Source organism: Paenibacillus sp. JT22N1 (assembly GCF_059692155.1).
Genome location: NZ_JCAUAW010000003.1, coordinates 150,432 through 161,624, shown reverse-complemented (window position 1 = coordinate 161,624; position 11,193 = coordinate 150,432). Strand labels below are relative to the sequence as shown.

Here is an 11,193-nt window from a genome sequence, read left to right as displayed (position 1 = left end):
AAGAATAAACCGGGTGCGCACCCTCAGGATGCGCTTTCCGGTTTATTTGCTTTTTGCGACGTGAAGCAGCTCAGGTACGGTTACAAACGTATAACCAGCTGCTTTGAGCTTACTAATTAGCGGTCCAATGGCCTGTACCGTCCCCGACAAATCCTGGCTATCAGCACCTCCGGAGTGCTGAAGGATGATAGAACCAGGCTTCGTTTGCTGCATGATATTGTTCAGCACCTGATCGGAGTTCAGCGATTTCCAGTCGAGGGAATCGACATTCCAATTCACGATCAAATAATGGTGGTCAGCGATCCATCTGACCTGCTCTTCATTTATCGCGCCGTACGGCGGGCGGATTAGCTTAGGTGCGTAGCCGATTAAGCCTTGCAGCACGCTTTCCGTGCTCATAATTTGACTCTGGAATTTGTCCACCGTCAACTTCGGCAGGTTCGCATGACTATAGGAATGATTCCCAATGACATGGCCTTCTTTGACAATCCGTCTAATCATATCAGGGTGGGAGTTAGCTTGAGAACCAAGTACGAAAAAGGTTGCTTTAACTTGGCTAGCCTTAAGCGCATCAAGCACTTTTGGCGTAAATCGGGTGTCAGGCCCGTCGTCGAAGGTTAGCGCTACTTTCTTTTCCTGAGCAGAGCCGCGTACCTTGAAGGTGTCTGGATATTTCACGACCAGTTGAGAGAGCGTAAGTTTTTTCTGAGATATTCTAGCTTGGCCTTGATTTTTTTGAACAGGAACGGAAGGTTTCTTAGAAGATTCTGGATGTACTGCTGCTTTTTTTTGGCTAGATTTGGGCGAAGGTTTGGGTGTTAAAGCAGCAGGCGTTGCTTCAGGTTGAGCTGAAGTGGTGGGTGTTCCAGCAGAGAGTGGACTATTCATGCTCCTCGGACTCACAAGAGGCTCTGTATCAATTTCATTGTTGCTGGCACTAGAATCTGTTGGTAAATCTTGTTCTTCTACATGAGAATTTTGTGTAGAGCGTTGATCGTAATAAGGCTTGTTTTTTGACACACCGCAGCTTGTCGCTAACAAGCCTACGATAGCGATGGACCAAAGCCATTTGGTCATGGCAATCCCCTCCGAGCATTATGAATATGCTCTAGCTTTTGTCAAGAAGGGACATCCTATCCAGTGAAAATAACGGAATTAAAATACCCTACATCATGCAAGGAAATATCCTTACGCTGTGGCTTCATCAAATGGACATGAACTATTTTGGATCATAGACCGTCTTTACATATACCCAAGCAGAATTAACAGCCAGAAAGGAGAGGGATGAGTTCATGAAAGCCTTGATAAGCAACAACAAATTAGTTGTACTGCTGGTTTTTTTGCTGTGCGCAGGTTGCTTTCATGAGGAAACCTCAATTCCGTCTCTCAATCAAATGACTTCACCAACTCAAAAAAATGACAATGGTTTTTCGGTCGTAGCAGGTGAAAAAATTGGTATTCAAGATCAAATTCAACCTATACATTTAACACCAACCAAAGCGATCTCATTCGTGGATGAGCTTCATGGCTATGGAGTCGCTTCGGGCGCCCGTGATCTTCAATTCTTGAAGTCCAGCGACGGTGGGGTTACCTGGCGGGCTCTGAGTAGATTACCTCAAACAATCATGCCGAGCGCGATTTCTTTTATAGATCCTCAAACGGGTTGGCTGCTTACCAGTGAATCTTCTGATAAAAAATCAGAACTTCGATTAACCTTAGATGGTGGTCAAACGTGGGAGGTAATCGCACAGGACTTACCTGGATTAGAAACTAGGGGAGAAGAGCCGTTTTTTCGCTTTTTTGACCGACATCAAGGGTTGATTGCGTTCCAGAGTGGTAAGGACATGATGCTCCTACGCACACAAGATGGGGGTTTGACTTGGTCAGTATCAAGCCGCATCTCAATGCCAATAGAAGAGAAGGGCGTGTTTACATTCCGTTCAGCCATCGAGGGTTGGTTTATAGGACCCAGTAAGAAGGATAAAGAAGTGTCGATACTGTATCACATGACAGACGGGGAGACATGGCAAGAAACAGGCAGGCTGCCGAGTTTCCTTACGCCACAGGCCATTTCTTTTACTGATTCACAGAATGGGTTCATTCTCTTGCATGCGACTCCACAAAGTAGTGCGAAAACATGGCAATTCCTTCGGACAGATAATGGAGGCGAAACATGGAGTCAACACGAATTTCCTAGCACGTTCCAGCCGCTAGCTGCGAGTTCACACCTAATTTTTACTACAGCGACAAGTGGCTGGCTTTTGGATGCTAGGGATTTGTGGAGGACAACCGACGGGGGTTTGAACTGGAGTTTACTAGCGCCATAAACCTCTTATATGATTTTCTGATAGGTAACGATATCGAGAAATTGGCCCCATTTAAAGCCAACCTCACGGTAATGTGCGCACTGTGTATAGCCATTTTTCGTAAACATATGAATGCTAGGTTTATTATCCGCGCAAATGGTGGAGATCAGAGCGTGGAAGCCGCGCTCTTTGGCGACCGTTTCAATGTACTGAATGGCTGCTGAGCCCAATCCTTTGCCCACGCATTCCGGATGCAAATAGATTGTCACTTCCCCTGTGGTATCATAGGCTTGCTTTTTCTTGTGCGGCATGACTTGTACATATCCTTGAAGGCTCCCATCAAATGTTATCACATAAGTTTGGTAACGCGGGTTTGGATGCCTAACACTCTCAGTAAATTCTGATATCTCTACGGGCTCCGTGTGAAAAGAAACGGTCGTATGCATGACAAAATGATTGTAAATATCCATTAAAAGGGGAATATCTGATTCTTCTAATTCTTTAAAAGATAGGATAGACATGGTGTAAGCACCTCGCTGTTAGATTTAGACAACACATTCAAATATGTTCCACGAAAGAAGCTGAAATCCTTTTTTAAAAGGACAATTCGAAATAGACATCTAGCCGTATTCCATGTATCTTAGATATAATGTTCTTACTATTAATAGAAGATAAAGTTGAACCATAGGAAATAGGGGGAGTCACATGTCAGGTAATTCAAGTTACATTCTCGTGATCGTCATTGGCATAATCGTACTCGCTGGTCTTACATTCATGAATCTTCGCAAAATAAGCAGATCTACTGCGGATCTAACCCAGCTCAAAAGAAGAACGCTTCTCTGGAGTGAAATATCCCTTGCGCTTTTCGTACTGCAATTTTTCTTCCGTGATCGTGAAGGAGGGTTCCTGTTGTTCTTTGGAATTCTCACCCTATTTACAGGAGCGCATTATCTCGGTGTATTGTATTATTCACGAAAAAGAAGTAACTAAAGGCGAAGAAGCTCTCCTCCGTAGTTTTACTACGAAAGGAAAGCTTCTATTTATGTTCCTGATTTCTGCAAATTAAATTCATGCCTGTTATTCGTTCCAACTCGATGGCTGGGTTTTTGTCGGCGTCTTCCATTTTTGATACCATTTCTTCTTTTTCTTCTGCTGCATTAACGTTCTTAATTGCAACATGACCAGCTTGGCCCTGTCTTCATCCGCATATTTGTTACGCAAACGCTCAAAAATTGTGTGATCTTGCATTAGGATACCTTCTTTTCTGACTGTAAGATGAATGCGAAATAAAGAGAATGTATGTTCTTGTTTCTATCATATCACATGAAGCATGTAGGAGGGAATACAAGGTTTTAATTTCAGGTCGAATTTAGTGTGATAGAATAAATAACTAATTAAAAATAGTATAGGTAGGTGTGCATCCATGTCTCGGCAAAAGTGGTATCAGACAACTTGGTTTTTAGTTCTTCTTTGTTTAGTAGCTCCATACATCGGCATTTTTTTTCTAATGAAAAGAACCAAAAACAAACTTATTCTTGGCGGTGTTGCCGTTTGGGCCTTCATTATTTTAATAGGCGCTTTTTCTGATAAAAAAGAAAATAAGACGTTGACTGCAAACAGCACCGTGCAGGATTCCTCAGATTCAAAGAAAAAGGATGAGCTAATCGCCAAGCAAGCTGCAGAAATAGAAGAGCTAAAAAAGAGTAAAGAGAGTATAGCGGCGGCGCAAGCAATAGCAACTGCACAGCCGGCAGCTGCTCCAGTAGCAGAAGCTAGCAAGTACTTAACGGCAAGAGTAACCAAAGTAGTCGATGGAGACACAATTGATGTGTTGATTGGAGACAAAAAGGAGACGGTTCGTTTCGTCCTGGTTGACACACCTGAAACCAAGCATCCATCTAAGCCTGTAGAACCTTTCGGCCCGGAGGCTTCGAAATTTACAACCGATATGCTTGAAGGTAAAGAAGTAAAACTTGAAAAAGACGTTTCAGAACGTGATAAATACGGCCGGCTGCTTATGTATGTTTGGCTCGATGATAAAATGGTGAACGAGCTGCTTCTTGAAAAGGGATTAGCCCGAGTAGCCATCTACCAACCCGATGTGAAATATGTAGATAAATTCAGAGAAATTCAAAAGAAAGCACAGCAGGAGGGAACTGGCATCTGGAGCATAGAGAACTACGCCAAAGATGATGGATATCACCCAGAAGTGATGAAGAAAGCAGAGGAACCTGCGAAAGAAACACAGCCTTCAAAAGTACCTGAATCAACTACAACAAATAGTAACGTTAGCTATCCAAACTGTACAGCTGTTAAAGCAGCCGGCAAAGCTCCTCTTCATCGAGGTGATCCTGGGTACAGCAGTAAGTTAGACCGGGATAATGATGGTGTGGCATGTGAATAGGATGGAGACTGGAAAAGAAGATCAGGAATTATATGCTGGACTTCAAATTATTTGGTGAAATCAGGTAAATAAATGAAGGACTAAAATAAACGACACCCTAGTGGTGTCGTTTATTTTTTCTTAATTCAAAACTTCTAGTAAGTCACTATAACAGACTCGTAAAGTGAATGGGCAGATTGATGAAAATCTGTATCATGTCAGTATTCCTAGCATAGTATGTAGGAAGGTGGTGATGATAAATGACATTTACACTTGCAGACTGGATGATGTACACCATGTGGGCCATATTTGGATTAATGATCATTGATTTTCTAATCGCCTTTTTCCAATCCTTTTGGAAAGGCTCTTTTGATCCGACTTTTGTATTAGGTTATTTGAAAGATGTTCTATATTATGTCTTGCCATTAGAGATTGTTTTATCCTTGGTTCCAACTGATCCTACGGGGTGGACTCTTGTGATTTTTTATTTCGTTGGAGGTATCGCTGTAATTCTCAAGTATTTATTGGACATTAAAAGAAAATTCCGATAACAAGACTGTGGCCTTCCTTCATGGGAGGCCTATGGTTTTCATAGAATAATACAAACCGTCTTAAAGGAAGTGAGTCCATGAAGAGATATCAATGGATCAAATGGCGAACGTTCATCCTGTGGTTCACAGCATTCGTCTTAACCGGCGTGCTGATATGGGCAGGAGGGCCGACATCTTGGAATATCGCATTGACTATTATCGGTATTGTAATGCAGCTGCTCTTTGCCATCATGTTCATGATCGTCCAGTTCGTAGCCCTTTTCTGGTTCCTGGCCCGGGGACGTACGTACTGGATTCTGCCTGGCGAGACCGGGGCTACATGGGATGACTACCGGGGTAACCCCGAAATCGTTGAGAATGCCAAACGGATCGTCACTCTGCTCAAAGGCGTAAAGGAGTTCAAGGAAATGGGTGGTGAGGCGATCAGAGGCTTGCTACTCTGCGGGCCTCCCGGCACCGGTAAGTCCTACCTGGCTCAGGTGATCGCTAACGAAGCACAGGTTCCTTTTGCTTATGCTTCGGCACCCAGCTTTCAAAACATGTTCTTTGGCGTCGGCAATCTGAAGGTAATGCGCCTCTACAAGAAGACCCGGAAGTTGGCGACTGTGTACGGCGCCTGCATCATCTTCATCGACGAGATTGACGCCATCGGGATGAGTAGACAGGCGGGAGCAGGAGGAGGAGGAATGTTCGGCATGGGCGGCGGCTCTGGCCTGCTCAACGAGCTGCTCTTGCAGATGGACCCGCCGAACATCGACAACTCCAAGATTTCCAAGATGCTTCGCTCGCTGGGGCTGCGACGCAAGAAGGCAGAGCGGCCGGCAGTGCTTACGGTCGCTGCGACCAACCTGCCCGATGTACTCGACCCCGCACTGCTCCGGCCCGGCCGCTTCGATAGGCAGCTCTGGGTCGATACCCCCGACTATGATGGTCGGGTGGACGTCTTCCAATACTATCTCCGGAAGGTGAAACGGGACTCTACGCTAACTCCGGAAGCGGCAGCGCTCGATACGGTCGGCTACAGCCCTGCGCAGATCAAACACATCGTCAATGAATCGCTTGTAATCGCTCACCAACGGGGAGCTCAGGAAGCCAGTTACGAGGACTTCCGAGCTGCTATGGAGACCTATGAGTGGGGACTCAAACAGCCGCTCCGCTCCATGAGAGACGACGAGAAGCGAAATGTCGCCTATCATGAGGCCGGTCATGCGGTGGCCCAGTACCTACTGAAGCCCCACGACCGGGTCTGGAAAGTGACGATCATCCGCCGAGGCGGCGCGCTCGGTCTTGCTGCTACCAAGCCGACGCATGAACGGTATAACCGAAGCGATAGTGAGATTTTAGCGGAGATCCAAGTCTGTCTGGCAGCCCGGGCGGTGGAAGAGTTGTACTTAGGGAAGAAATTAAACGGAGTCACCTCCGACCTGCAGCAGGCTACAGAGATGGCCGGCGCCTACCTCGGTATGGTCGGTATGGGCGATGAGCTGTTCAGTTGGCTTGCGACGGGCTCTCGGGCCGATGCACTCAAGGCACTCCGGCCAAAGATTAACGAGCTTCTGAAAGATCAGATGCTCCAAGTTAAGAATTTAGTAAGGGAACACGTCGACTTTGTCCACGCCATTGCATCAGAGCTGCTAAAGCAAGGCGATCTAACCGGCGAGGAGATTGAGCAGATCTATGTACGGCTGTATAACCGTAGTCGTCCTGAGCCAACTGAGGTAAAACCCCAGTCGGTTATCGATTCATTAACCAAAGTTTCTCAAGAACAGCTGCTGGAGGACGCCAACGATACGAAGGATTACGAATAAACTATCGTTTTATCTTTTTGGAACAGCTGTATTTTATGATGAATCATGCCTGTTATACACAAAAAAACCTTTATAAAATAATATTGAAAATTAACGCATTAGAGAAGCGAAATAGCATGACCGTTTAACAGTGTTCCACCGCAAAGGTCTAATTTAAACATCAAGCCCTCGTTCCCATAATCGGGATCGAGGGCTTTTCTTTATTTTAATATTTTTTACCCGTCAGTGCTTTTTTATTTATAACACGAAGGCATATCCGGACCCATATCTCGCCACTCACCGCCGCGATACATGTACCTTTCCATAACATCCTTTTTTACGATATTTACCCACATACCCTCAACTGGTTCGGGGACGTCATCCCAACTTTCGTAATGATCCTTAATTTTATAATAAGCGTACGCCATGAATTTCTGCCAAACAATTTTATGATATGGGAACTTTTGATATAGCTCTTCAGGAGTCATTTCTTTTTCATATCGAACTTTAATATATTGAGCGACATATATCGTTGTTTCAATCTGAGTTCGACCGTACAGAGTTCACACCACCAATGCGAATATTTGTTCCTATATTATATGTGGCGGCGAACATATTAGTAAATGCAGAAGATGGAAAAATTAAGATGATGCTTTGGAGGTTGTCTTTTAACATGATCGGACATTAGAACAACCATAAAAGGCGCTATGGTTGCGGAATTCACTCACGACTTGACCGTGCATGACCCCCTTTTAAATAGATCTATAGTAGAACTATATACAGGAATAAAGGTTTACAGAAATAAGGAGGAATGGGTTATGGGAGCCATTATTTCAATCGGTAATCAAAAAGGCGGCGTTGGCAAAACGACAACCACAGCCATCACAGGGTATCTTCTCTCTAAGAAGTACAAGGTTCTCTGTGTGGACTTCGATAGCCAAGGCAATTTGACACAGTTTCTTACTCAACGAGATATACACGATTACTCGAAAATGACTATTTTTGAGGCATGTAAAAACAGGAATCCCACCCCCTACATCCGCAAGTTAACCTACAACCTTCACTTCATTCCGGCTGATGAAATGCTTGCAACTCTGCCCATGCTTATTCATCAAAATCCTTCAATGAGTTCGACCATTTTGAGAGATACACTACATAAAGTAAAGGCCAGATACGACTACATACTTATTGATTTACCTCCAAATCTCGGAGAGCACACTATTAATGGTTTAGTGGCTTCGGACTATGCAATCGTTATGCTACAAACCGAACCAATGTGTTATGACGCGCTGGACAGATACATCGCAACAATGATTCACATCAAAGAGGTTAAAAAGCTGGATCTTGTTTTATGCGGCATATTGCCAACAATGATCGATTCTAGAACAATCATTGATAAAACAATTATTGATAGGGTAAGGAGAGAATACGAGGGAGTTGTGTTTCGAACGGAAATAAAGCGAAGAAATAGAATCAAGGAGTTTTCTATTACAGGAATACAGGAATACAGTAATACGGATACATCGGCACTAAGCAATTATAGAAATTTTGTCGAGGAGCTGGAGCAGCGTGTCCAAGCGTGATGCGATTGAACAGTTATTAGGAAAACGGCGGAGTCAAGGAATACAGGAAACTGTAAATACAGGTATACAGGAAACTGTAAATACAGGTATACAGGAAACTGTAAATACAGGTATACAGAAACCTGCAAATAAGAAAAAAGCAACATTTGATTTCGATGATCAATTCCATACTGAGTTAAAGATATTCGCCGCGAAACAGAATAAGAAGATGGTTGATGTTGTGGTAGAGGCCGTGAAAGAGTATATGCGAAGACATAAAAATACCCCACCGGTCGAGTAGGCCAGTGGGGATTCGTTCATTTTACAGTCTGCCCGACACCCGCGACACCGCTGAAATCGATATCGGACTGATCCTTGCATAGCTGAGATAGTAGAAGTTATTTATGCAATTGTTGAAAACAAGGGAGTCTCACTGGAGGAATTTGAACAAATTCGTTTAAAGAAATTTGTGGATAGTGGCGGGTTTAAGAAAAAACTCTTTTTAATACATACAAATTGATAATTTAAGGTCCTGTTTAAAATCAGGATCTTTTTTAGTACAGTTAAACAACCTTATTTAATAAGAAGCGTTTGGAATGAATTTGATATGGTAAATTCGGTTTTGAAAATTTTCGTCCCCAAACCGTCCCCATCGTCCCCAACACAATTAATTAAAACTGTATTAGTCTAAGTGTTGTATGAGAGTTCAAGACAGATATTGATTTTACTTTTATTAATTGCCAACTTAGTTCAATTCTCTGAATGGCAAGAAACGCTTGTTCTCGAAAACCAAATGTTGCTATCAAACAACTATATTATGAATACATCCCAATGTAGTCATGCTCTGATTGGAACTGCTACAAAACCTTTCCAAGTATCCGCATTTGTCCATCTCACTCCTTTTAAAATTTCATATCCTAATATGTAATTTAATTATTGTAAGAAAGAGTGATAACGATGGGATTATATTTCCGCAACAGTACCCAAAACACAGTGTACATTGCCATTGCATTTCACGATTTCGACTGCGAAGGACAAGGCTGGAGAAAGCGTGGCTGGTACATTGTAGCTCCAGGGCAAACGAGGCTGGTTTGGAGCGGGTATGCAGGGCCGAAAGAATTCCGTTTCTACGCCGAAGACCAATTCGGAAACAAGTGGTCAGGTCCTGATATCACCCAGGTGCCTGATGATCGTTTTGATTGGTGCTGGGACACAGGATGCTCCACTTGTAGTACAGTAGGTTTTAAGTGGTTAGGGATCGGCAGTATATTTGTAATTGACAGAACTATACGGTTAACATCAAAAACAGCTTGGTTAAACCCGAAAATTTTTCGAACTGGAAATCGTAGGGAATCGCTTGACCACATTAGAAAAGGCTTGATCGCCAAACTAGAGAATCGACGATGTTTCAAACATATCAGAAACAAAAAAAGTAACTAAATTGTTCGTTTAGTGTATAATGTATTCAATTTTATGTACCCACACCTTTTTTTGGCAACAAATAAGGGGGCTGTCCCATAAGGTCTAAAAGACCTAGGAAAGCCCCACTTTCAAAACATAATTAACGTTATGGTCCAGCGTTAGATCGAACCGTTATGCTATACATGCAGGATCTTTTTAGTAAAGCTGAACGTTCTTCCTGATACGGTCTTTTTGGTTTTAAAAAGAAGCAATCTATTATGTATTAAAAAATTTCGTCCCCAAACCGTCCCCAACAAGAAAAATACAAAACTGTACTACATGAAATAACAATCCTGTTATGCACAAATATACCCTTATTTTATAAGGGTTTAAGAAAACTGTTATATAAAATAATAACGGCGACCGCTTGCGCGATCGCCTCATGGGAGAGGAGAAACCGGACGAAGAGCTTATGGGGAAACGTAAGTCTTCTCCGCGGTTGTCTACGACATTCTCTGATGTCGATAGTTCAAGGATGACCGTTTTACGGGAAATTTATACATCACAGGATAAAATTTTTGTGTCCGATTAGAGCTTGTGGTACGATAGCAAAAGAATGAGCCAGCTAGAAGGGAAATACGTAAGATGAGAGTGATTTCAGGCACAGCCAAAGGCAGGTCGTTAAAAGCTGTACCCGGTACTAGCACGCGGCCAACAACGGATAAAGTGAAAGAAGCGATCTTCAGTATGATTGGTCCTTATTTTGAAGGAGGACAAGTACTTGATCTATTCGCTGGTACAGGCGGACTCGGGATTGAAGCGCTTAGCCGCGGGATGGATAAGGCTGTCTTCATTGATATCGAGAAGAAAAGCATCGACACGATTGGGCATAATTTAGTAACCGCAGGTCTCAAGGACCAAGCTGAGATCTACCGAACGGATGCTACTCGGGCGTTAAAAGCATTAGCGAAGCGGGAGCAGCAATTTGAACTCGTTTTCCTCGATCCTCCGTACAAAATGAAATTTATCGCGGAGTTGATAAGCACGATGGAAGAGCAGTCGATTGTTCAGTTGAATGCTACGATCGTTGTGGAACACGATGCTAAGGATGTCCTCGAAGATACCATCGGAGGATTTAAGCAGCAGCGAAGATCCGATTACGGAGATACCGCTGTCACGATTTACAAAAGATTAGCAGAATAA

At 43.4% G+C, this 11,193-nt stretch carries 12 protein-coding genes; 9 read left to right on the top strand and 3 right to left on the bottom strand.

The annotated features are described in order from the left end of the window. Positions 1-42: 42 nt before the first annotated feature. Positions 43-1,077 (bottom strand): polysaccharide deacetylase family protein, encoded by a 1,035-nt coding sequence (locus AC58UU_RS07075; RefSeq protein WP_497314238.1) that lies wholly within the window; start codon positions 1,075-1,077, stop codon positions 43-45. Between the two features lie 215 nt (positions 1,078-1,292). On the opposite strand from AC58UU_RS07075, the gene AC58UU_RS07070 reads away from it, so the two are divergent. Further along, positions 1,293-2,327, top strand: coding sequence for a WD40/YVTN/BNR-like repeat-containing protein (locus AC58UU_RS07070; RefSeq protein WP_497314236.1), 1,035 nt, complete (start codon positions 1,293-1,295; stop codon positions 2,325-2,327). A gap of 5 nt (positions 2,328-2,332) precedes the next feature. On the opposite strand, the gene AC58UU_RS07065 is transcribed toward AC58UU_RS07070, so the two are convergent. Continuing rightward, positions 2,333-2,827 carry a GNAT family N-acetyltransferase gene (locus AC58UU_RS07065; RefSeq protein WP_497314234.1) on the bottom strand — a complete coding sequence of 165 codons (495 nt, stop codon included), beginning with the start codon at positions 2,825-2,827 and terminating at the stop codon, positions 2,333-2,335. A 184-nt stretch (positions 2,828-3,011) separates the two neighbouring features. Here AC58UU_RS07065 and AC58UU_RS07060 point away from each other — a divergent pair, with 184 nt between their 5' ends. Beyond that, positions 3,012-3,296, top strand: a complete 285-nt coding sequence (locus tag AC58UU_RS07060) for a hypothetical protein (protein WP_497314232.1) — start codon at positions 3,012-3,014, stop codon at positions 3,294-3,296. 87 nt (positions 3,297-3,383) lie between these two features. Here the strand turns inward: AC58UU_RS07060 and AC58UU_RS07055 are convergent, their stop codons facing one another. Then, a complete protein-coding gene (locus AC58UU_RS07055) occupies positions 3,384-3,554 on the bottom strand; it encodes a hypothetical protein (RefSeq protein WP_171648775.1) in 171 nt (56 codons plus the stop codon). Between the two features lie 259 nt (positions 3,555-3,813). Between AC58UU_RS07055 and AC58UU_RS07050 the strand changes: the two genes are divergently transcribed. The 7 genes from AC58UU_RS07050 to rsmD all read left to right on the top strand — a co-directional run bounded on the left by AC58UU_RS07050 (position 3,814) and on the right by rsmD (position 11,193). Next, entirely contained in the window at positions 3,814-4,710 is an 897-nt protein-coding gene (locus AC58UU_RS07050; protein ID WP_497314230.1) for a thermonuclease family protein, read from the top strand. Between the two features lie 239 nt (positions 4,711-4,949). Further along, positions 4,950-5,240, top strand: coding sequence for a hypothetical protein (locus AC58UU_RS07045; RefSeq protein ID WP_497314228.1), 291 nt, complete (start codon positions 4,950-4,952; stop codon positions 5,238-5,240). 77 nt (positions 5,241-5,317) lie between these two features. Further along, entirely contained in the window at positions 5,318-7,048 is a 1,731-nt protein-coding gene (locus tag AC58UU_RS07040) for an AAA family ATPase (protein WP_497314226.1), read from the top strand. A 797-nt stretch (positions 7,049-7,845) separates the two neighbouring features. Beyond that, the gene (locus tag AC58UU_RS07035) at positions 7,846-8,610 is read left to right on the top strand and encodes a ParA family protein (protein ID WP_497314225.1); all 765 of its coding nucleotides are present in this window, start codon (positions 7,846-7,848) and stop codon (positions 8,608-8,610) included. Then, entirely contained in the window at positions 8,597-8,890 is a 294-nt protein-coding gene (locus AC58UU_RS07030; RefSeq protein ID WP_497314223.1) for an RH3 domain-containing protein, read from the top strand. Before AC58UU_RS07035 ends, AC58UU_RS07030 begins: the two co-directional genes overlap by 14 nt. Positions 8,891-9,546: 656 nt before the next feature. Then, positions 9,547-10,029, top strand: a complete 483-nt coding sequence (locus AC58UU_RS07025; protein WP_497314221.1) for a DUF1036 domain-containing protein — start codon at positions 9,547-9,549, stop codon at positions 10,027-10,029. A 606-nt stretch (positions 10,030-10,635) separates the two neighbouring features. Beyond that, complete coding sequence (rsmD, locus tag AC58UU_RS07020) at positions 10,636-11,193, top strand: 16S rRNA (guanine(966)-N(2))-methyltransferase RsmD (RefSeq protein WP_497314219.1); 558 nt, start codon at positions 10,636-10,638, stop codon at positions 11,191-11,193.